The organism is Fibrisoma limi BUZ 3 (assembly GCF_000296815.2).
Taxonomy (GTDB): Bacteria; Bacteroidota; Bacteroidia; order Cytophagales; family Spirosomataceae; genus Fibrisoma; species Fibrisoma limi.
Window position 1 is genome coordinate 990,766 of sequence record NZ_CAIT01000006.1, and the last position, 20,986, is coordinate 1,011,751.

Genomic DNA, 20,986 nt, shown 5'->3' on the forward strand with positions numbered 1-20,986 from the left:
ATTACGATAGCCCTACAGATGCATGCCGCCGGTCAGCTCAATGCGCTGCCCATTGATCCATCTGGCTTCTTCTGTACAAAGAAACGCTACCACACCACCGATGTCGTCGGGCAGAGCAACCCGACCCAGCGCCGTGTTAGCAGCCACATACGTCCGCATCTCGGGCGAGTCCGGCATAGTACCACCCCCAAATACAGCGCCGGGAGCGACTACGTTCGCCGTAATACCTCGCGCCCCCAGTTCAAGAGCCAAATAGCGGGTGAAGACATCTACAGCACCTTTCATGATCCCGTAGGCGGAGACACCTGAATAAGAATACCGGGTTACGCCCGATGAGATGTTGATGATTCGGCCGCCGTCTGCCAGCAAGGGCAGCGACTTCTGGGTTAAAAAGTAGACGCCTTTCAGATGAATATTCATCATTTCATCAAACTGAGCTTCTGTCGTTTCAGCAATAAGAGCGGAAAGGCTGGTGCCGGCATTGTTGATCAAGAAATCAAACCGGTCAGTACCGAATGTATTCAGCAAAGCAAGGTTTACCCGTTCAAAGAAGGCATCGAAACTGGAACTATCAGCCGTATTGAGTGGCAGCGCTACTGCGTGCTGGCCGAGGGCTTCAACTTCAGCCACAGTAGCTGCGGCTTCGACCTCGTTGCTGTGGTACGTTAGTATAACACCGATTCCCTGTTTGGCTAAATGTAAGGCCATACTTTTACCCAGGCCCCGGCTACCGCCAGTAACTAATGCAATTTTATTGGTTTTCATCTGGTCGATTAATAGAAAAAATGACCCTGCAAAGGTCCATTACATCGCCAGTGAGGTGTTTGTGTACGTCAATGGATTGGTTGTATAATTCACACTTTTTTCCTGCCCGCGATACGTACTGGGCGAAAGGGACGTCTGCCGCTTGAAGAAGTTGGAGAAGTGCGCTACATCAGCAAACCCCAGGCAATACGCGATATCAGAGACACTCCAGTCTGTTTGCTGTAGCAACCCTTTCGCTTCCTGCGCAATACGTCCTTCTATGAGGTTGGTCGTAGTGAGACCCGTTGTTTCCTTGAGTGTTTTATTCAGGTGATTGATATGCACAGCCAGATGATCGGCATAGTCTTTCGCTGTGCGAAGACGTAACGTTTGCTGTGGGGTTTCGATGGGAAACTGCCGTTCCAGCAGTTCGATAAACATGGAGGTCATTCGTGCTGAAGCCGAGTGGCTGGGATGTAACGAGGAGGATGGCTGTAGTTTCTGCCCGAAATGAATCAGCTCTAAGACATAGGCCCGCAGCAAGTCATATTTGTAGGCATAATCAGATGCAATTTCCGCCTTAATACGCCCAAAAATAGACTGAACCTGGCTGAACTCTTCGTCGGTCAGGGTGAAAACAGGGTATGGGTTGTTCTTAAAAACAGGCATTTCATCTAGAATAACCCCGCTCCTGGTAGGCAGCATAAACTCCGCCGTGAAGACGCAGAAAGGACCGCTTTGCAAACCCATAGGCAGCCAGTGGTGAAGCACTTTAGGGGTCGAGAAAACAAGGGCATTCCGGTTGATAGTGATTGCTTTGCTACCGTATTCGATTCGACTCTGCCCACGTAGCAGACTTATCTTGTAGTACGTCCGACAGGGGTAGACCGTCGCTGGTTTTTCGCGGTCGTCCTGATCCAGATCGTCCAGATCGAACACGTTAAAATGACCAATTTCCTGCTGGATACCACCAGGAAGTAGTGCATGCAATTCAGTGGAGGTACCAGCCGTTAACCGGTGGCAAAGCTCTTCTAACGAGGTAATCGACATGACTCACCTAATTTGTATAAATCAATGGTAGTAGCCTGATAAACCAATTATCTGCTACAATAAATCCATGATCCTGCGTGTAGTCATTGCATATAAACCCGGGACTTCTTCTGGCTACGCGGCAACGACGTTTCACCGTAAGAGCCAGATTGAAAATGAATCTGCATAGCGGAATGGGGACGTACAGAAAAACGTCCTGAACCGGGCGGTTAGCCCTACGCCCATATGGTTTTGTCGGCCTGTTTCACTGGGCTAAACTCCAGATGTATATGAACGCCGGACTGCTGGCTAATATCCAACTGGCCACCGATCTGCCGGCTCAGGCCACGAATCATGGTCAGGCCCAGCGTGTCACTACGTTCGAGGTCAAACTCCGGCGGCATCCCTACGCCGTTATCGCTGATGGTTAGCCCGTACGCCTGATCCTGAATCCCACGGAGTTCAATGGTAATAAGACCAGAGCCATGCGGAAAAGCGTACTTAAGCGAGTTGGTCACGGCTTCGTTGATGATCAAGCCAATAGGCGTTGCCAGGCTAACGTCAAACTGTAAAGCTGCTACGTTTAATACGGCGCTTACGGATTCCCGGCGGTCAAATGATTCCATGAGGTAATCAACAATCTCGTCGATGTATTCGCGCATATCGACCAGGGCAAGGCTATTAGACTGATACAGTTTCTGGTGGATGAGCGCCATCGCGTGAACCCGATTCCGGCTATCCTGAATGGCGGTGAGCGCCTGAGGGTCATTCAAATAATCCGACTGCGCATTAAGCAGGCTGGACACCACCTGCAGGTTATTTTTGACACGGTGGTGAATCTCCTTCAACATCCACTCTTTTTCCTCCAGCAGCCGCTGCAAGTATTCATTCTTCTGGTTGATCTCCTGCTGTTGCCCCTGCAGAGCGTCCTGCTGGGTTTGCAGCTCTTCGTGCTGGGCCTGGAGTTGTTGCTGCTGGGTCTGAAGCTGTTCATTACTCCGTTTCTTGAGCCGGTAGCGATTGTAGCTTACGCCCAGTAATCCAGCCAGCAAAATAGTACCGGCAATAATGTAGTTCCGACTTGCCTGCGCATACTTCAGTTCGCTTTGTTGCAGCTCACTTTGCTTAGTGAGCAAAGCAATGTCCTGCTCTTTTTTACGGGTGTCGTATCGTATCTGAAGACTCGCAATCTGTTTACTCTTTGTTTCATTAAACAGCGAGTCGTTCAGGGCTTTATGCTGCCGAAAATGCCGCATGGCAGACAGGTAATTCCCCTGCGCTGAATCAACCTTAAACAAGAGAAAATGCAGATCTTTTATGGTTGATAACGAGTTCTTCTGCGGATAAAAACTCAGTGCCTTCGTTAAATGAACCGCAGCTTTTCGGAAGTTTTTCTGTTGCACGTAAAAGCCGCCAATATCGATCTCGGCCTGCTGTGAAGCCTCAAAATCCATTTTATTTTTTGCATACCAGTCGAGCGTTTCCAGGTAATAGCGCTCGGCAAGCCGATCGTTGTGCAGAGCGTCGTAGCAATAGGCCAGGCTTTGCGCCACAGATGCTTTTTGAATGATCGTATTCGTCGGTATTTCATTGACCAACGTTTTGATTACCTGGAGGGCTTCGCGTGGTTTCTGTTGATGAATCAGATCCTTCGCGATAAAGCTCGCGGTATTATACATGGCAAAGTTTGGCAGCCTCTCCTGCCTCCATGCCTGAAGTGATTTTCTGTGCCATTCGACTCCTTTCGAGTGATTGCCTATTTCTTCATAAATCCGCGCCAGATCCCCGTAAAACGACGCTGCCGATACTGTATCCTTCGTTTTATCCATGCTGTCGATGCATAACAGCGCATACGAAAGCCCTTTGTCAAAATCGCCTTTTAACGTGTTGACGGTGGCTAGTAGGTTATACGTATAATGTAGTTTAGGGTATCCGATGGCCTTGTATTGCGCCAGTACGTCCGTCAGAACCGCCTGAGCACTGTCCAGTTTACCCTGATACAAGTAAGTGATGCCAACTTCCTTGAAGGCATTAATCTCTTTTTGCTGGTCTCTCAGGGATTTGTAGATAGCGGCCGCCTGACGAAAATTTGCAAAGACCTCACGATAATCGTTGTCAACGTTTCGCAGCCAGATGCCTAACCGGACCCGTACGTTGGCTTCGGCGGCTCTATCGCCCGTTTTCCGGCAATCGTCAATCAATTGCGCGAATCGAAGCCGACCAAGCTGGCTGTTGCCCCCCTCCATGGCGGCCACAATCAGCATGCTTTCGATTTCGTGCTGCCAGGTCAGTAAGTGCAGGGAGTCGCTTAGTCGTTTTGCCTGGTTGAGATAGGCCCTGCCGCTGTCTAAATCAACGTTGGCCTCACCTGGTTTGTAGATATGGAATTTTCCTAATTCAACTAAAATAGGCAGTTGCTTTTCAGCCGTTTTGCTGTGTTGCAGTTGACTGAGCAGTTGCCTGACCTGCTGCCGGTTTATGTTTTGGCCGGTCGCCTGATGAGTCAGTATAGTTAGCCCGAAACCGATGGTCAGTAGCTGGTAACAACCAATGACCAGAGAGCTTAGCGACCGTTGTGCCACCCAGATCCACCGAAAAAGCTGCATAGTCCGTTCGTTTAAGAGCGTAGATGGAATACCTCAACGAAGGTACGTGGACTGCGTACCTTCGTTTGAGATCTAAAAATAGCTCTATACAAACGTGATCGTATAACCCGTTCGCACTATCATCCGCCCGATGAAGCCGACGCTTCGCTCACAAAGTGGTTAAAACGGGCAGTGCTCGCTCAATCTTCGCCCGCGACGCTTCGTATTGCTTCGGCAATTTCAGATGGCTCCCTAACTCAGCCAGCGGCTCATCGACCGTAAAACCGGGATTGTCGGTAGCAATTTCAAATAACACGCCACCCGGTTCGCGGAAGTAAAGCGAGAAAAAATAGTCGCGATCGATTTTGGGGGTTATCTGTAAACCGCTGCTCAGAATTTTGTCCCGGTACTCCATCTGAATGGCGTCGTTGGCCACCCGGAACGCTACGTGGTGATTGGTGCCGGCGGCATTGCGACCGACATGCCCCTCGGGCTCTTCCAGCAAATCAACGGTGGATGCCGTAGGTACAGCATCCGTCTGAAACCGATAGCGATTGCCTTCCTGGGCCAGCAGCCGGTACCCAAATATGTCGGTCAGTATGCGGGCTGTAGGTTCAATACGTTGCAGTGTGAGCGTAATGCTATGGAATCCCTGCGTAGCCATGTCCCGTTTTATATCCTCGGTTTCCCAGGCAGTGCGGTTGTCGGGTTGTTTCGGAACGATGAGGGTAAAAGCCAGGCCATCCGGGTCGGTAAAGGGCAGGTAGCGTTCGCCAAACCGTTCTGCCTGTTCACCAGCCGATACGCCAAGCGCCTGAAATCGACCCGCCCACTTATCCAGGCTATCGGTCGGAACCGCATAACCGATCTCAGTGGCCATGCCAACTCCGTTGCGGCCCGGCCCTATGCCTTCCCACGGAAAAAAGGTCAGGATGGTTCCGGGCGTTCCTTCTTCATTGCCGTAGTAAAAATGATACGTGCCCGGATCATCGAAGTTGACGGTCTTCTTCACCATTCGCAGACCCATGACGTGGGTGTAAAAATCATAATTCCGCTGCGCGTTGTTGGCAATGGCCGTAATATGGTGAAGACCTAAGATAGGGTTATTCATGGCAGAAAAAGGTTAAATTAGATGAGCCAAAGCCATTTTCACTAGCTATTGACTACAATAAAACCATTAGTTGTGTGACTTATGGCTAAGCTGTTATCAACGATAGTGCCCGTCGGCACGACCTGTTAATCGGTAAACAAACGCTCTTTTACCTAAGTGCCCAGGTACAACTAGTTGAGGGTATTCTATAGGTGCGATTTTAGTCATGCTTCCTTACGCTCCGGCGTACCGGTCAGCATGACTAAAATCTATTTTCACTGATCATCAATATCAATTTGACAGTTCACCCCTAGGGACTGACTTGCCAGGAGAAACACAAATCTGCTCACCAACGATGTTCGTGTTTGGGTAAAAAGATGTCAGTGGGTTTCCAGCCAATCCAGGATATACTCCGCGTCTTCGGTCCAGGTCGGTTGTCCTAACACATAGTGATTGCGGCCTGCAAACTCTTTGTATTCCAGCACCGAGCCGTTTTGTTTATACGCTTCGAAGATGCGCTTGCTCAGGTGGGCAGGCATGATATTGTCAATATCCCCCGCAGTAATCAGCAAGGGGGGATGCGGCTTCTCAAAATCGACGTGAGCGGCACTCGTTAATCCGTCCCGCGTAACCCGTTTTGACTCCGGAATGGTATTCGCTTCGTAGGTTGCCTGTTGATCAGCCAGGCTCATCTCATTGACGAACGCGTACTGCCAATCTTCCAGGGACATCAGGTACGTTTCGTGCACATCGGTAAACAACCCCAGTGCCTTCCAGCCTGCCTTCAGAAAGGAAAACTCATACGGAATGACGCCCTGGGGCGGCACCGGGTGAATAGCCACTCCGGCAGCCGCCAAATCCCGGTTGACGATGATCTGGGTGACCAACCCACCCAGCGAATGGCCGATGACGATGGGTTTTTCGGGTTGCGCTTTTACAATATCGGCGTAGTGGTTAACCAGTTCCTCCAGGGTTAAATTGGCCAAGCCTGGGTTTCCTGCCGGATGTTTAGCACGTAGTTCTGCCGGCGATTCCTCTTTGAAGGGCCAGGACGGAGCCACCGTCTTATACCCTTTGCTTTCGAAAAAATCCTGCCACGGCTTCCAGCCCAGGTGCGTTACAAAGGCTCCGGTGACAAATACGATGGTTTTTGAGTGAATGGTTTTCATACGGGAAGGAGATTTAGAGCAGAACCAGATAGGCTTACCTGGTTCTGCTTAAGGTATAGTCTACTGGATGGGTACCTATCCACCTTACCAACGGATAAGGTTGTCACGGCGCCAGTTCTTTCTGAGAACCAGGCTAGGCGTCCGATTTTATGAACGCCAGCAAGTCTGCGTTGATCGTAGCTGCTTCCGTTGTTGGCATCCCATGCGGAAAGCCAGGATACGTAATCAGACGGCCATTCTTAAGAAGTTTAATGGCTTTATGAGCTGTCACATCGATGGGCACAATCTGGTCGTCTTCGCCGTGCATGACCAGTACCGGAACGTCTATGCTCTTCAGGTCTTCTGTGAAATCGGTTTCCGAGAACGCTTTGATCCCGTAGTAATGCGCATTGATGCCTCCCATCATTCCCTGACGCCACCAGTTATCCCGCACGCCCTGGAGGGGCGTAGCGCCCGACCGGTTGTAGCCATAAAAAGGCATAGTAAACTCGTTAAAATACTGCTGCCGATGAGTCGCGGTGTTTTCCCGAATCTCATCGAACACCGACATCGGTACGCCGTCAGGATTGGCCTCAGTTTGTACCATCAACGGGGTAACCGCACTGATGAGAACCGCTTTGGCAACCCGTCCCTGTCCGTGTTTGGCTACGTACCGGGCCACGACCCCACCACCCGTGGAGTGCCCGATGTGAATAGCGTCTTTCAAATCAAGCAATTCGACCAGTTCGGCGATATCGGCGGCATAGCTATCGATGTCGTGCCCGTCGGTTGGTTGGGAAGAGCGCCCGTGTCCGCGCCGATCAGCAGCCACGACCCGATAGCCATGTTGTAGAAAAAACATCATCTGGGCATCCCAGTCATCGGCGGACAAAGGCCAGCCGTGGTGAAAAACAAGGGGCTGACCGGTTCCCCAATCTTTGTAATAAATCTCGGTACCGTCTTTGACTTTTAGCGTAGGCATAAGCGTTGGTATTTAGTGTTTAGCGATTTCTGGAGAGGGATAAGACTCTCCGATTGACCGAGACAAAGTTGGGGAAAGGGGATGTACCGATAGCGGTATGAATCGACGGTTCTTCGGTACATCGAGCGGTTTTTCGCCCTCAATAGGTGCGTATGGATTTCAGTTGCCTTATCCGGTTCCATTTATGATCAGTTGTCTTTTTTTACAACCCACCACCAGAAGTAACTTTTTTTAAATACACAATACATAAACTTGATCACATTTATTATCAAGTACATGATCAAAGTTTTATTTCTATCGCTGCCTCTGCTTGTATTCTTCGGCTCCCGAACCCACGGACAAGCCGCTTCGCGCGATATGTATTGGTTGAGTGGTGGCCTCGGGAAAAGCCACTTGCCAAGTCTGATGATCGCCATGGGGTATGAGCCTAAAAGCAGGCCTACCGTCCTGGTAGCACGTTATTCTGTAAACGCCGAAATTCTGCAGGCTGTCGAGCCCGGCCTTAAAGTGAGCGAAATTGGTCTTTTGTACGGTCTGCGAACGGGGAAGTTTCGGTTGGCAGCAGGTTTGAGTAGAGTTTGGGGAAACGACCGGGGTAAATACCTGTACACTGAGCCCGACCCACTGTGGGGTTCAGGGGAACATTACGAATTTGTGAAGTATGGCACCATTGGCATACCCGCCGAAATCCGGTTTTATACCACGTTGAGATGCGTAGGCCTTGGCGTAACTGGCTTCGGTAATCTCAATGCTAAACGTTCGTTTGCAGGGCTAAACCTGTCTGTATACATCGGCCGTTTTGAACCTAGAAAATCGTTGTAGTATTACTCTAACTAGGGTTGGTCGTGCGGTCAGGTTCGGAACCTGACCCGTTAGGTTTCTGAAACCTAACGGGTCGGCTGTCAGCAGCCGATACCACAATCAACGGGCAAGGCCAGAGCCTGGCCCGGTTGCAACGCCCGCGTATAATCCGGCGATCTGCTCACTATACCGCGCCTGAATCACCTTGCGTTTTAGCTTGAGCGTGGGCGTTAGCTCACCCGCTTCGACGGTCCATTCCCGGTTGAGCAGGGTAAACCGCTTGATCTGCTCAACGTGGTTAAACTCCCGATTGTAGTGGTCGACGGCCTCCGCAATCAGCCGCTTTACCCGTTCGTCGTTGGCAGCAGCCGCGTCGCCGGGATACGCCTGCTGCTGCTCGGCGAACCACGCCTGTAGCATCCGGAAGGCCGGCACAATCAACGCCCCGACAAATTTCTGTCCCTCGCCGACGACCATTATCTGCTCAATCCACGGGCTTTCAACCATCTTATTCTCGATGGGCTGGGGTGCTACGTACTTACCACCGCTGGTTTTGAACAGCTCTTTTTTACGGTCCGTAATCTTCAGGAACTTCCCGTCGACCAACGTACCAATGTCGCCCGTATGCAGCCAGTCGCCGGTGATAGTTTCTACCGTGAGGTCCGGGCGTTTGTAGTAGCCCATCATCACGTTTGGCCCTTTGCACAGAATCTCGCCATCGTCGGCAAACGACACCTCGACATGCTGTAGCAGCGGCCCGACCGTACCGAACATCCGGTTTTTCTCGCTGAACCGGTTGCCGCTGATAATCGGAGAGGCTTCAGTAAGGCCGTAGCCCTCCATCACGACGATTCCGGCCGCACCGAAGACTTTCAGCAATCGTACCTGACAGGCCGCTGCCCCCGTAATAATGGCCTTGACCTGACCGCCCAGCGCTTCCCGCCATTTGCTGAAAACCAGCCGGTCGGCCAGGGCCAGTTGGAGCCGGTAGCTGAGGCTGAACGGCTTATTGACGTCGTACTCCTCCCCCAGCCGGAGAGACCAGGCAAACAGCCGTTTTTTAATACCGGTCAGTTCGGCACCTTTTGCCAGAATGCCTTCGTACACTTTTTCGAGCAGGCGCGGTACAGTTGTAAATACCGTCGGCTGAACCTCCCGCAGGTTAGCTGCGATCGTATCCATACTTTCGGCGTAGTAGATCGACGTGCCACAATAGATGTAGCAGTACGTCGCCATGCGCTCGAAAGCGTGGTTCAACGGCAGAAAACTAAGTGCCCGCTTGCCACTAACCCCAATTTCGTTCATCACCAGCGCGCTATCGAACGTATTGCTGAGCAGGTTATGGTGCGACAGCATCACCCCTTTGGGTGTTCCGGTGGTTCCGGAGGTGTAGAGGATCGTGGCCAGATCGGTCGGCTGCACGCGCTCACGAAGTACGTCGAGCCGCTGCGCATCCTCCGGACTCAGGTCAGTCAACAGGGTAGTCCACGAACGGGCACCGGCCACCGGGTCAAAGGTAAAAATGGCCTGAAGAGCCGGCAGGTTGGGTTGCAGAGCCGCGACCTTCGCGTACAGGTCTGCACCGTCGACGAACACGACGCGGACGGCCGCATCCTGCAGCACAAACTGCAACTCGGCCGGATTGATGGTTGGGTAAACCGGCACCGACACCGCACCCACCTGCTGAACGGCCAGATCAATCATCATCCATTCCGGACGATTCCGGCTCAGAATGGCTACTTTGTGCCGCCCTTCGATCGTACCGTCACCGTGGTCAATGCCGAGGTTCAGCAAACCCATGCTGACCTGATTAACCCGGTCAATAACCTGCTGTGTGCTGTATGTTTTCCATTGCCCGGTTTCCTTGGCCGCCAGCATATCAGCCAGCGGAAAGTGCGCCAACTGATACGCCAGGCAATCGAAAAGTCGTTTTGGCTCGTCCATGAATCCAATTGTTTCAACATTGGGGCCAGCCTGCTGCTGTTGTCCCTTCTGTGAATTTCACCAATACCTCATTCACACTACAGAGACTGTCGGAGCTGTAATTTTGTTGCCACCTACGCATGGATACGTTCGGGCAACGTGTTCCATGACGATCAGCCATACAGTCGGAAACCAACAAATGACGGCTGTCAGTCAGATCCGTTATAGGCAGCCATTTTGATCTTTTTGTAACTTGTAGTCGATGGAAACACGCAAAAAAATTATTGTCCTGTCTGGTGCAGGCATCAGCGCCGAAAGTGGCATTCCCACCTTTCGGGCGTCGGACGGTCTGTGGGAAAATCACCGGATTGAAGACGTAGCTACCCCGGAAGCGTGGTACCGAAACCCGGTACTGGTGCAAGATTTTTACAACCAGCGCCGGAAACAGGCCCTGAGCGTTCAGCCCAACGCCGGCCACCTGGCCCTGGTGAAACTGGAAGAGTATTTCGACGTAACGGTCATTACGCAGAACGTGGATAACCTCCACGAAAAAGCAGGCTCGTCGAATGTCGTTCATCTGCACGGCGAACTCTTCAAATCGCGCAGCACACAGGACCCGGATCTGGTTTATGACATAGAAGGCTGGGAAATCAGGATGGGCGACTGCTGTGAAAAAGGCTCGCAGCTACGCCCCCACATTGTCTGGTTTGGCGAAGCCGTACCGATGATGGATGTCGCGATGGACATCACGGAGCAGGCCGACGTATTCATCGTGGTCGGTACGTCGCTGGCTGTCTACCCGGCTGCGGGGCTGATCTATTCTGTCCGGCCGGGTATTCCGATTTACATTGTCGATCCGAACATTCCGGACGTAGCGAAACGAAAAAACATGACCATGATTCCCGAACCGGCCACCGTCGGCCTTACCCGACTGGCTGATCAACTCATTGCCGAGACGCAAACCGTATGAAAACGCTCCTACTTCTGACCCTTACCCTGCTGTATGCTCCCGAAACGCCTTCGACCGCTACGGCTCCCATGCAATCCGTCAGCCAGGACGGCCCTAAAAACCTCAATCCGCAACAGGCTGCCCAGCTCCTGAAAGAGTCGCCGGGCGTGGTGGTGCTCGACGTCCGGACACCGGCGGAGTTTTCGACCGGGCACATTAAGGGGGCCGTCAATGTCGACTACAACAGCCCGACTTTTCAGCAGCAGGTGGCTAAACTGGATAAGACAAAGCCGTATCTGGTACACTGCGCCGTGGGTGGCCGGAGTACGCAGTCGCTGCCGATTTTGCAGAAACTGGGTTTCACGAACGTCCGGCACCTCGACGGGGGCGTAAAAGCCTGGCAGCAGGCCGGTCTGCCACTGGTAAAATGACAACTTTTTCCTGGATTCCGGGTTAAACAGGGGCGCTCAACGTCCCTGTTTTCGTATGCAATCACCTGCCACCGACTTAGCCACCAAAACCCGCGAGGCTCATGCACTGCTGAATCAATTGTACGGCGTTCAGGAAATTTACGGCCGGGCGGACCCCATGCACGAACTGATCGGTACGATCCTGTCGCACCGGACGACCCACGCCAACGAGGTGACGGCCTACCGGACCATGCGGGAGCGTTTCCCGACCTGGGAGCAGGTTCGCGATGCCCCCCTCCCCGACCTGATCGACGCCATCAAAACGGCCAATTACCCGGAAGTAAAGGCTCCTTATATCCAGAACGTCCTGGCGCACATCATCCGCGAACGGGGCGACGTCAGCATCGACTTTTTACGCGATCTATCGACGGAAGCCGCCATGAAGTGGCTCACCGACCTGCCGGGCATCGGCCTGAAAACCGCTACGTTGCTGTTGCTGTTCAACTTCAGGAAACCAGTGCTGCCGGTCGACACACACGTGCACCGGGTAACGCAGCGGGTTGGCTTGATTGGCCCGAAAGTCAGCGCGGAGAAGGCCTATGCCATGCTGCTGGCGTACCTGCCCCAGGATGCGAAGGATCTGTTTAACTTTCACAAGCACTTTTACTGGCACGGCCAGCGCATCTGCACCTGGTACACGCCCAAATGCCACGAGTGCGTGCTGCGCGACATGTGCGACTACTACCAATCGGGCGGCACAATGATGCTGAGCAGTACGCCGGTACCCAAAAGCAAGCGGGTAGGCAGCGCATTAAAATCGGATAGCAGGGTCGCAAAAGAATAATCAACTACGTATTTTACCTACTCGTTATTATGCACCATCAACACCTCACCTTTTATGAAACTGATTACACGCTCGTTCCTGTTCGGGGTAGCGGGGCTGCTCTCCGGTCATTCAGTCGTTGGGCAGGGTAAACTTTCTCTCTCGCTAAGCGCTTCGCCAACGTTCCAATACAGTAAAACAGAACAAACCATACTGGTACCGACGGTTATTATCGGACAATCAGCTACCGTGCAACCCGTTGATTTTCGGGCAGAGCAGAAAGCATGGGGCTACGCCGTAGGTTTGCAGGCCCGTTATAACCTGACCACCCGTTTCTCCGTTTCAACGGGCATTATACTAAATCGTGCAGGCTATAACGTCCCAACCATCAGCACCATCCCTGTTAATGTACCTTTTACTGTGATTGCCACTCGCCAGCGGAACTACCAGATTCCGGTTACCATCAACTATCAGACCTCTGGCAAACGTCTATCCCCTTATGTGTCGGCGGGTGGGTTACTAGCCCTCCCTTCCGTAACCATTTTTGAGAACGGAGCAAAAGGCAAATTCTCTAATCAAAACATACGTGTTCATCCGATGCTGGCGGCCGGTTTGGCGTATCGGCTGAGCAACCAGCTATCGGTGATTGCTCAGCCTACCTTTGCGTACATCCTACCCCAACAATCCTTCAGCAGGTATCAGAACTACCATGTAGGCTTACAGGCTCAGGTACTCTACACCCTCCGCTAACCTAACCATTTTGATAAACTACTGAATCCGTTTGCTTTCGTCGTCCAGACCGGCGTTCCGACGGCGGGCGGCTTTGACCTGATCGCTGCCGAAGCTGTAGGTAAAGTTCAACCGGACCTGCCGACTCTCATAGCCTCCGCTGGCATCCATGTATAACCCGCCGAACTGGCTGATCCCCCGCCACCGCTGGCTGTTGAAGGGGTCGGTCAGGGTCACGACCAGCGAGCCACGGTCTTTCAGCACCTTGTGCGACACCCCGACGCTGGAACCCCAGTACCGGCGGTTCAGGAACGTACCGCCCCAGATCGACGGCGAGGTGTAGTAGCCCGACACTTCGACATTCCACTTGTGTGGCAGCGAGATCGTGTGCTGGCTGTAGAAACTCAGTACGTTCGCATTCAGGTTAATGACCTTACCCTGTCCAAAATCAGCGCGGTTGCGGGAGTGGTAAGCCGTCAGGTTGGCGTACACATTCCACCATTTGGTGACGCTGAAGGGGTAGCTTACCCCCAGCGAGATCACATCCTGACGGGCCAGGTTGCGGGTCGTGATGAAGTTGCGGTTACGCTCGGTGGTGTCCGTGATGCTGGTGAAAAAATCCGTTGTGCGGCTGACACTCAGCGAGGTTGTGAGCTTGTAGGCATACGTATGCGACACCTGTACGGTATTGGTGTATTGTGGCCGCAGAAACGCGTTGCCTTTCTGGTACGTCAGTTCGTCGGCCTTGTATTCGAACGGGTTCAGCTCCTGATAGCTCGGGCGGTCAATCCGGCGACTGAACGTCAGGGCGTAGCTGTTTTTTGCGTTGGCCGAGTAGGTGAGTCCGGCGCTGGGAAACAGGTTGACGTATTGACGCGTTACGTTGCCATCCGCCTGGGACAGGGCGCTGGTCAGCACGCCCTGCGAATACGTCTGTTCTAGCCGCATACCCGCCTGCATCCGAAGTTTTCCTACCTGCCGATTGAATGACGCGTAAGCCGCATTAATTCGTTCAGTGTACCGAAAATCGTTGGTACGGTCTTGATTGAGCTGATCACGGCCGTCCACTACGTCGAAGAAGTCGAAGGTATTGCCCGTGGTTACCGACGACAGCTTGAAACCTGCATTCACCTTGCCCCCCCAGAGCTTCTGTTCGTAGTCGGCTTTCAGGGTGTACAGGTCAATGTTGGTCAGCGTTTTCATGCGGTAATTGCGCTCCTCCAGCACAATCTGCTCGATGGGGTCGCGGTACTGGTTCGGCTGGTAGCTGTCGTTCGATCCGTTGTAACGACCGTAGTCGGCGTCGATGTTCAGCGTCCGGCCAGACGTATCGGTGTACTGATAATTCAGGTTGGCGTTCAGGTTACCCCGCCGGTTCGTGTTCCGGTTGTTGGCAATCAGAATCGACGTAGCCGGACGGTTCAGCAGTCCAATGGGCGTCTGGCCGTCGGTCAGTGACTCACTACTGCGGAGGTTGCCATTCACCAATACGCCTAGTGTGCTTCTGCGGCTCAGGAAGAAGTCAGCCCCGGCTTTCACGTTGTGCGAGCCCGACTCGGTTGTGGTTTCTGACCGCTGATCGTAGTATTGACCCGACTGCTCGCGGTACAGGCTGATGAATGACCAGTCGCGGGCGATGCGGTTGCTGTAAGTGGCGAACAGGTTCACACCTTTGGTACGGTGGTTGAGCGAGAGCGACCCGTTCTGTTTGGGGTAGAAACGACCTTGCGCCAGCCCCAGTGTCAGACTGCCGTTGGTACCGTAGTTCCTGTTTTTCTTCAGCCGGATGTTGATAATGCCCGCGTTGCCCGACGCATCGTAGCGGGCCGAGGGCTGCGCGATGATCTCGATGGCTTCAATGTCGGATGCCTGAAGCGTGCGGAGGTAAGCCGCCAGATCAGCCTGCGTCAGGGGCGACAGTTTTCCGTCGATGTAGATACGTACCCCGTTTTTTCCCTGCAACATGATGTTATCGCCCGGATCGACGATGACGCCCGGCGCTTTCTGAAGCAGTTCGAAGGCCGAACTACCGGCTGCTGTGATGCTGGCCTCGACGTTCAGTACGGTTTTGTCGGGGGTTACTTCGAGCAGGGGCTTGCGGGCGCTGACCTTTACCTCACTAAGTTGATTGCTGACATCCACCAGCGTCAGCGCAGGAAGGGTTAGGGTCTGGCCATCGGTTACGGCAACCCGTTCCGAGAAGCCCTGCACATAGCCAACGCCGGTAACGCTGATGCGGTATGAACCGGGCCGAACAGCCGCGAACGTGTAGGTACCGGAATCGCTGCTGACCAGGGCTTTAACAAGCGATGAGTCGTTAGTACTGAGCAGCATAACTGTAGCGAATGGAACAGCCTGACGCCGTGCATCCTGTACCGAACCCCGAATGGAAGCGGTCTGGGCCAGGAGCAGGTGGGTGGTGAATAGCAAGCTGATGGAGAGTAAAGATTTCATAGCCTTTTCGTTGACAAATTTGATGGATCAAAGCTATGATCCTGCTCTCCGTCAACCCATCGGCAATCGGTGAACCGACAAAACCATCGCCGAACGGAAGCCGTTGCCATTCGTCGGCGTATATGACCGTTCGTCGGCAACCTGGACGACTCATCGACTATGCCCAACGGAAAACTATACGGATCGGGCAGAGTTAAGTAAGACAGCGTCTTTACTCGCACTTCATGCAGTCAGCAAACCAACGAACAAAAGTTAGTACCATCATTCTGGCCGGGGCAACCGGCGAATTGGGGCAGTCCATTGCTCACTACCTGCTCGGGCAGGGGGCCGACGTCAGAGCACTGATCCGGAAAGGCAGTTCCGAAATGGCACGTTCATCGCTACAAAAACAGGGAGCCACCATTTTTGAGGTTGATTACACCAGCGACGCGGAGTTGATCAGGGCCTGTTCGGGCGGCTCCTGCGTGGTATCGGCCCTGTCGGGCTTACGGGAGGTGATTGTGGATACGCAGACACGGCTCCTCCAGGCCGCCGTGAACGCCGGCGTACCCCGGTTCATTCCGTCCGACTACTGCATTGATTTTGCCCGACTGCCCAAAGGCAGCAACCGAAACCTCGACTTTCGCCGGGACTTCGCCGAACGGCTCGATAAAGCCTCCATCGCAGCTACGTCCGTCCTCAACGGCATGTTTACCGACCTGCTGACTGGTCAGGCTCCCGTCGTTTTGTTCGGTCTGAAACGAGTGCTTTATTGGGGTGATGCTGACCAGCCGATGGATTTTACGACCATCGATAATACGGCTTCCTACACTGCGGCCGTTGCCCTCGATGATGCTACACCCCGGTTCCTGCGGGTAGCCGGCGAAGTCAGCACAATCCGGGGCCTTCAGCAATCAGCCAGTGATGCTACTGGGCAATCGTTCGGTCTGCTGCGGGCCGGTGGACTGGGCGTTCTCAATACGATGATCAATGTGACCAAGACCTTGTCCCCACAACCCAACGAAGTGTTTCCGCCCTGGCAGGGGATGCAATACCTGCACAATATGCTGAGCGGGCAACCAAAATTCCAGACGCTCGACAACGATCGCTACCCCGGCATCCGGTGGACATCGGTGCGCGACGTATTAGCCAAACGCCCGACCTAATTGCTAGAGTCGGGCGTTTCGTATGGTTTGTTTCCTGGGGTTGATTACGCGCTGACGCTGCTCTCAACGGCTTTCTTCACGGCCGGGGCCACGACGGTACCCAGCAGTTCGATGGCCCGCATCACGTTGGCGTGCGGCAGCGTACCGACGCTGATATGGAGCAGGAAGCGGGTGTTGCCGAATAATTCATGCTCCCACAGGATTTTGTCGATCACCTGCTGTGGACTACCCACCAGCAGCGACCCTTCGGCCGAGCGCATGAATTCGTACTGGGCGCGGTTCATGGGTGCCCAGCCCCGCTCCCGTCCGATCTGACTCATCACGTAGGCATACGGCCCGTAAAACTCGTCGGCCGCCCGCTGCGAATCATCTGCAATGTAGCCGTGGGAGTTAATGCCCAGTTGGAACTTCGCAGGGTCGTGGCCAGCTTTGGCGTAGGTATCTTTGTACAGTTTGGTGAACGGCACGAACCGATCCGGCATCCCGCCAATAATGGCCAGCGCCATCGGCAAGCCGTAGTTCGCGGCCCGTACGACGGATTCGGGTGTTCCCCCCACCCCTACCCAGATGGGCAGTTCAGGCTGATACGGTCGCGGGTATACGCCCCGGTTGTCAATCGACGGTCGAAAGTGCCCCTTCCAGGTGACCTTCTCGCTTTTGTTCAGTTTCACCAGCAGGTCCAGCTTTTCAGCAAACAGCTCGTTGTAATCATTCAGGTTGTTGCCGAACAGCGGAAACGATTCGATGAACGAACCCCGACCAGCGATGATTTCGGCCCGTCCTCCCGACAGCAGATCGACATGGGCGAAGTCCTGAAAGACCCGCACCGGATCGTCGGAACTGAGCACCGTAACGGCGCTCGACAGGCGGATCTGTTTGGTTTTAACCGCTGCTGCCGCCAGCACAACGGCCGGGGATGACACGATAAAATCGGGACGGTGGTGCTCACCGATAGCGAACACATCCAGCCCGACCTGGTCGGCCAGTTCAACTTCTTCCAGAAGGTTCATCATCCGCTGGTGCGGACTCAATAGTTTGCCCGTAATGGGATCAGGCGTATTTTCGACAAATGTTGTGATGCCAAGTTCCATGAGTAGATCTGTATTTAATGTAGCTACATCTTTCTGCCATAACACGATAACAAGGGCAAAACGTTGCATAAATGGGCACGGTGATCCATTTTCCGTTCTGCAATCCAGCAGCCTATATCTGCAAAGTGTTTCGCAGGCATCCTTCTCCACAGCAGAATCTTACGTAACTACGGCTGTTGCTTTGGCGTGGTATGCCAACCGAGCGTCCACATTTGACCGACTCACCGGCAACCACATCTGGAAACACTGTTGGATTGTGCAAGTCGATTTATAGATAAAATTCCCAATCTTTGACGCCAGAAGAGCCTATACCCCTGGCGCTACGGGGTTATTGGGTGATCAACCAGACAGTTTATAAAGTTACTAGTGCCACTTACTAGCGAACAATTTGACGAAACCGGGGTGATTATAAAAATAGGCAGAATATGAACAGCACGAACCAGCACGATGAACGAATTGCACGGATGACTTTTGCATCAGTATATCCACATTATGTAACAAAGGTTGAGAAGAAAGGCAGAACAAAAGAGGAATTACATCAACTCGTTGAGTGGCTGACTGGATACAACGAGGAAGCCATTCAGAAGCTACTTGAAGAGAAGGTAACTTTTAAACAATTTTTTCAGGGTGCTGAATTGAATAGAAATGCCCATCTCATAAGAGGCACAATTTGTGGTTACAGAGTTGAAGAAATCACTAATCCACTGACACAACAAGTAAGATATCTGGACAAACTGGTCGATGAACTGGCAAAAGGACGGAAGATGGAAACGATTTTACGAACTGCCTAAAATGAGTTAACGATGTCCACAACAGGCGGTTTGCCATTCCGGCGGAGAGACAAATCCATAATCAACTTATTGTTCGCTAATCAACTTCATTTTTAGCTCACAAATAAAGTAAGCCTGCCGTTCTCAACACATTTGTTTGCAGCTTTAATCAGCAACAGTTGCGGCATACGATTTTCAAATAACGTCAACATCGTAAATGCTTTAATGTTGTGTCTAATCAGTCTTTTCAAACTTTAAAAATTAGAATGAACGTTACGTTTACCTTTTTTATAGTGCTGTTTTCTTTCGTTTTTACCTGCTCAGCGCAAAGTCAAAAAACGGATATCATGATATTGGGTTCGGATCACTTGGCTCAAATCTACAATAGCAATAATCCGAATACGGATGTTTTACGTCCTCAGCGCCAAAAAGAAATTAAAGAGTTTATAGCTTCAGTTATACCTTACAACCCTGACCTGATACTGGTTGAAGTCTTGCCTGAAAACCAGCAGAAAATTGACAGTTTATATGCACTCTACGTATCAGACAAAATAAAACTCGAGGATTTAGAAGATGGCAGAAGCGAAGTCTATCAATTAGCGTTTCGCATGGCCAAGCAATTGAGGTTACCCAAAATATATTGCGTGAATGCCCCCGGTGGAACTTCCCAGAGCATTTTGGATAACGGTGAAAACATAAACCTGTACAAAGACGAGGGCCGCGCTGTAAGAGCAATGGTGATGGAAAAGATGAAAGCGCTCCAGGAAAACAAGTTATCCTTGAAGGACTATTTATTTTTTATAAATCAACCTGCCACCTACAATAAGGTTTATCGATTACGATATTTGACGCCGTCACGAGTAACAAACGGGACATTCAAAAACCCGGATGCAATGGTTGACACCGCATTTATTAACCCTACCTATATTGGAGCAGAACTCACGTCGATTTTTAAAAACAGAGACTACAAAATATATTCCAACATTGTTACCTCTCAAATGCGAACAAAGGCTAAACGAGTTTTATTGATTATTGGCGCTGCGCATATCGGTTCGCTAAAAAGCATTTTTCGTGATGATGATGAATATAATTTAGTGGACACAAATAAATTCTTGCAGAAGTAACTCCCTGTTACGGCAGGATGGCGAATAAGCATATTGGCTTCTATTCGCTATCAGGCAGCCGTTTCAGCGAATCAAATGGGTAGAACTTTTTCGTTTTCATTATCAGTACTTTTATCCGGACTGAGTACGTCGACCATCAAATAAGGAATAGGCACATGAGCGAAACGAATAAAGAAACACTGATAAAGGCTAACGCGGCTATTTCTGCGGGCGATAATGAGGGGTTTCTAGTACATTGTACGGACGATACCGAATGGGTATTTGTGGGCGATAGAACCCTGCATGGGAAGGAAGCGGTTCGGCAGTGGATGGAAACGACGTATGTAGAGCCGCCAACATTCATGGTTGACAACTTAATTGCTGAGGGCGATTTCGTTACCGCCCTTGGCATAATCAGCCTGGAGGACGAAAACGGACAAATAGCCGACTATCAATACTGCGATGTATGGCAGTTCCGCGATGGTAAAATGGCCGCGTTAAAAGCTTTCGTCATCAAAGCCTAGCCAAGATTAGAGTTTTAGAAAGCAGCAATTGTAAGCTGACCTAACCATTGTTTATTCGGAGTACCGGTATCTACGAACGAAGCCAATCCAAAAATTCCATTCCAACAACACCGGTTCATCCTTCACTCAATCTTCCGACAAATCGCCGTACTACTTTTTACCGCATTTACTTGGAGTCATTACGGCTCTCATTTATCTTTGTCACTAAATATCTTAGCAACAAAGATAAATGAGAGCAGACGAATTAAACCGAGTGAGGAAGCTAAGTCAGCAGTTCGCCTACACCTCCATTCAGATGCACGAGACCGTTGCCCGAACAGCAGGACTATCAGGGACGGATCATAAGTACCTGGGTTTCTTCCTGGAAAAAGGCCGACTGACAGCCGGTGAGCTTTCCAGCTTAACCGGCTTAACGACAGGCGCCGTTACCGGTTTGATCGATCGATTTGAGAAGAAAAACCTGGTAAAGAGACGGTTCGCGGAAGACGACCGTCGGAAAGTTATCATTGAGCCAGACACCTCAGCCATAATGGCCCTTCTGGAACCGCTCTACAAAGATTTTCGGAATAAGTCAGCGCAACTGTTCGCTTCATTTTCAGACGAAGAAATTCAAACCATTGAAACCTACTTTCTGAAGGCAATCGAGATAATGAAAGAAACGTCCAGCACACTCAACGCCAAATAGC

The 20,986-nt window shown here is 51.9% G+C and carries 20 protein-coding genes; 11 read left to right on the plus strand and 9 right to left on the minus strand.

Annotated elements, in window-relative coordinates:
* Positions 1-12: 12 nt before the first annotated feature.
* The 6 genes from BN8_RS12070 to BN8_RS12095 form a co-directional block, all read right to left on the minus strand.
* Positions 13-765: an SDR family NAD(P)-dependent oxidoreductase gene (locus tag BN8_RS12070; RefSeq protein WP_040005763.1), complete on the minus strand. Its 753-nt coding sequence runs from the start codon at positions 763-765 to the stop codon at positions 13-15.
* Between the two features lie 39 nt (positions 766-804).
* Positions 805-1,794: a helix-turn-helix domain-containing protein gene (locus tag BN8_RS12075; RefSeq protein ID WP_009282151.1), complete on the minus strand. Its 990-nt coding sequence runs from the start codon at positions 1,792-1,794 to the stop codon at positions 805-807.
* A gap of 215 nt (positions 1,795-2,009) precedes the next feature.
* The gene (locus tag BN8_RS12080) at positions 2,010-4,379 is read right to left on the minus strand and encodes a tetratricopeptide repeat-containing sensor histidine kinase (protein ID WP_009282152.1); all 2,370 of its coding nucleotides are present in this window, start codon (positions 4,377-4,379) and stop codon (positions 2,010-2,012) included.
* Positions 4,380-4,527: 148 nt separating this feature from the next.
* Positions 4,528-5,469, minus strand: a complete 942-nt coding sequence (locus tag BN8_RS12085; RefSeq protein ID WP_009282153.1) for a ring-cleaving dioxygenase — start codon at positions 5,467-5,469, stop codon at positions 4,528-4,530.
* Positions 5,470-5,828: 359 nt separating this feature from the next.
* A complete protein-coding gene (locus BN8_RS12090; protein ID WP_009282154.1) occupies positions 5,829-6,617 on the minus strand; it encodes an alpha/beta hydrolase in 789 nt (262 codons plus the stop codon).
* A gap of 133 nt (positions 6,618-6,750) precedes the next feature.
* The gene (locus BN8_RS12095) at positions 6,751-7,578 is read right to left on the minus strand and encodes an alpha/beta fold hydrolase (protein WP_009282155.1); all 828 of its coding nucleotides are present in this window, start codon (positions 7,576-7,578) and stop codon (positions 6,751-6,753) included.
* A gap of 276 nt (positions 7,579-7,854) precedes the next feature.
* On the opposite strand from BN8_RS12095, the gene BN8_RS12100 reads away from it, so the two are divergent.
* Positions 7,855-8,400 (plus strand): hypothetical protein, encoded by a 546-nt coding sequence (locus tag BN8_RS12100; protein WP_040005764.1) that lies wholly within the window; start codon positions 7,855-7,857, stop codon positions 8,398-8,400.
* A 99-nt stretch (positions 8,401-8,499) separates the two neighbouring features.
* Here BN8_RS12100 and BN8_RS12105 read toward each other — a convergent pair whose 3' ends face one another.
* Complete coding sequence (locus tag BN8_RS12105) at positions 8,500-10,323, minus strand: AMP-dependent synthetase/ligase (protein WP_009282157.1); 1,824 nt, start codon at positions 10,321-10,323, stop codon at positions 8,500-8,502.
* Between the two features lie 241 nt (positions 10,324-10,564).
* Between BN8_RS12105 and BN8_RS12110 the strand changes: the two genes are divergently transcribed.
* From BN8_RS12110 to BN8_RS12125, 4 genes are read left to right on the plus strand one after another with little or no spacing between them, the layout of a single operon-like run.
* On the plus strand, positions 10,565-11,272 hold the full coding sequence (locus tag BN8_RS12110) for an SIR2 family NAD-dependent protein deacylase (RefSeq protein WP_009282158.1): 708 nt from the start codon (positions 10,565-10,567) through the stop codon (positions 11,270-11,272).
* Positions 11,269-11,682: a rhodanese-like domain-containing protein gene (locus BN8_RS12115; RefSeq protein ID WP_009282159.1), complete on the plus strand. Its 414-nt coding sequence runs from the start codon at positions 11,269-11,271 to the stop codon at positions 11,680-11,682. Before BN8_RS12110 ends, BN8_RS12115 begins: the two co-directional genes overlap by 4 nt.
* Before the next feature lie 55 nt (positions 11,683-11,737).
* Entirely contained in the window at positions 11,738-12,505 is a 768-nt protein-coding gene (locus BN8_RS12120) for an endonuclease III domain-containing protein (RefSeq protein WP_009282160.1), read from the plus strand.
* Positions 12,506-12,559: 54 nt separating this feature from the next.
* Positions 12,560-13,234 (plus strand): putative outer membrane beta-barrel protein, encoded by a 675-nt coding sequence (locus BN8_RS12125; RefSeq protein ID WP_009282161.1) that lies wholly within the window; start codon positions 12,560-12,562, stop codon positions 13,232-13,234.
* Between the two features lie 18 nt (positions 13,235-13,252).
* Here the strand turns inward: BN8_RS12125 and BN8_RS12130 are convergent, their stop codons facing one another.
* Positions 13,253-15,667 (minus strand): outer membrane beta-barrel protein, encoded by a 2,415-nt coding sequence (locus BN8_RS12130; protein WP_009282162.1) that lies wholly within the window; start codon positions 15,665-15,667, stop codon positions 13,253-13,255.
* Between the two features lie 35 nt (positions 15,668-15,702).
* On the opposite strand from BN8_RS12130, the gene BN8_RS33265 reads away from it, so the two are divergent.
* Both BN8_RS33265 and BN8_RS12135 read left to right on the plus strand, forming a co-directional pair.
* Positions 15,703-15,864: a hypothetical protein gene (locus BN8_RS33265; protein WP_009282163.1), complete on the plus strand. Its 162-nt coding sequence runs from the start codon at positions 15,703-15,705 to the stop codon at positions 15,862-15,864.
* Between the two features lie 27 nt (positions 15,865-15,891).
* On the plus strand, positions 15,892-16,812 hold the full coding sequence (locus BN8_RS12135; protein ID WP_009282164.1) for an NmrA family NAD(P)-binding protein: 921 nt from the start codon (positions 15,892-15,894) through the stop codon (positions 16,810-16,812).
* Between the two features lie 44 nt (positions 16,813-16,856).
* Here the strand turns inward: BN8_RS12135 and BN8_RS12140 are convergent, their stop codons facing one another.
* On the minus strand, positions 16,857-17,903 hold the full coding sequence (locus BN8_RS12140) for an LLM class flavin-dependent oxidoreductase (RefSeq protein WP_040005765.1): 1,047 nt from the start codon (positions 17,901-17,903) through the stop codon (positions 16,857-16,859).
* A gap of 425 nt (positions 17,904-18,328) precedes the next feature.
* Between BN8_RS12140 and BN8_RS12145 the strand changes: the two genes are divergently transcribed.
* From BN8_RS12145 to BN8_RS12160, 4 genes are all read left to right on the plus strand, one after another.
* Positions 18,329-18,694: a DUF2200 domain-containing protein gene (locus tag BN8_RS12145; protein WP_009282166.1), complete on the plus strand. Its 366-nt coding sequence runs from the start codon at positions 18,329-18,331 to the stop codon at positions 18,692-18,694.
* Between the two features lie 245 nt (positions 18,695-18,939).
* Positions 18,940-19,797, plus strand: coding sequence for a DUF5694 domain-containing protein (locus BN8_RS12150; RefSeq protein ID WP_040005766.1), 858 nt, complete (start codon positions 18,940-18,942; stop codon positions 19,795-19,797).
* A 155-nt stretch (positions 19,798-19,952) separates the two neighbouring features.
* Entirely contained in the window at positions 19,953-20,300 is a 348-nt protein-coding gene (locus tag BN8_RS12155) for a nuclear transport factor 2 family protein (RefSeq protein WP_009282168.1), read from the plus strand.
* A 229-nt stretch (positions 20,301-20,529) separates the two neighbouring features.
* Complete coding sequence (locus BN8_RS12160; RefSeq protein ID WP_009282169.1) at positions 20,530-20,985, plus strand: MarR family winged helix-turn-helix transcriptional regulator; 456 nt, start codon at positions 20,530-20,532, stop codon at positions 20,983-20,985.
* Position 20,986 lies beyond the last annotated feature (1 nt).

Bases quoted from the DNA above. Each gene is read 5' to 3' on its own strand.
- BN8_RS12105 (WP_009282157.1), bottom strand. From the start codon at position 10,323: ATGGACGAGCCAAAACGACTTTTCGATTGCCTGGCGTATCAGTTGGCG.
- BN8_RS12125 (WP_009282161.1), top strand. From the start codon at position 12,560: ATGAAACTGATTACACGCTCGTTCCTGTTCGGGGTAGCGGGGCTGCTC.
- BN8_RS12145 (WP_009282166.1), top strand. From the start codon at position 18,329: ATGAACAGCACGAACCAGCACGATGAACGAATTGCACGGATGACTTTT.
- BN8_RS12100 (WP_040005764.1), top strand. From the start codon at position 7,855: ATGATCAAAGTTTTATTTCTATCGCTGCCTCTGCTTGTATTCTTCGGC.
- BN8_RS12110 (WP_009282158.1), top strand. From the start codon at position 10,565: ATGGAAACACGCAAAAAAATTATTGTCCTGTCTGGTGCAGGCATCAGC.
- BN8_RS12075 (WP_009282151.1), bottom strand. From the start codon at position 1,794: ATGTCGATTACCTCGTTAGAAGAGCTTTGCCACCGGTTAACGGCTGGT.
- BN8_RS12115 (WP_009282159.1), top strand. From the start codon at position 11,269: ATGAAAACGCTCCTACTTCTGACCCTTACCCTGCTGTATGCTCCCGAA.
- BN8_RS12150 (WP_040005766.1), top strand. From the start codon at position 18,940: ATGAACGTTACGTTTACCTTTTTTATAGTGCTGTTTTCTTTCGTTTTT.
- BN8_RS12085 (WP_009282153.1), bottom strand. From the start codon at position 5,469: ATGAATAACCCTATCTTAGGTCTTCACCATATTACGGCCATTGCCAAC.
- BN8_RS12135 (WP_009282164.1), top strand. From the start codon at position 15,892: ATGCAGTCAGCAAACCAACGAACAAAAGTTAGTACCATCATTCTGGCC.
- BN8_RS12155 (WP_009282168.1), top strand. From the start codon at position 19,953: ATGAGCGAAACGAATAAAGAAACACTGATAAAGGCTAACGCGGCTATT.
- BN8_RS12095 (WP_009282155.1), bottom strand. From the start codon at position 7,578: ATGCCTACGCTAAAAGTCAAAGACGGTACCGAGATTTATTACAAAGAT.
- BN8_RS33265 (WP_009282163.1), top strand. From the start codon at position 15,703: ATGATCCTGCTCTCCGTCAACCCATCGGCAATCGGTGAACCGACAAAA.
- BN8_RS12070 (WP_040005763.1), bottom strand. From the start codon at position 765: ATGAAAACCAATAAAATTGCATTAGTTACTGGCGGTAGCCGGGGCCTG.
- BN8_RS12140 (WP_040005765.1), bottom strand. From the start codon at position 17,903: ATGGAACTTGGCATCACAACATTTGTCGAAAATACGCCTGATCCCATT.
- BN8_RS12090 (WP_009282154.1), bottom strand. From the start codon at position 6,617: ATGAAAACCATTCACTCAAAAACCATCGTATTTGTCACCGGAGCCTTT.
- BN8_RS12160 (WP_009282169.1), top strand. From the start codon at position 20,530: ATGAGAGCAGACGAATTAAACCGAGTGAGGAAGCTAAGTCAGCAGTTC.
- BN8_RS12130 (WP_009282162.1), bottom strand. From the start codon at position 15,667: ATGAAATCTTTACTCTCCATCAGCTTGCTATTCACCACCCACCTGCTC.
- BN8_RS12120 (WP_009282160.1), top strand. From the start codon at position 11,738: ATGCAATCACCTGCCACCGACTTAGCCACCAAAACCCGCGAGGCTCAT.
- BN8_RS12080 (WP_009282152.1), bottom strand. From the start codon at position 4,379: ATGCAGCTTTTTCGGTGGATCTGGGTGGCACAACGGTCGCTAAGCTCT.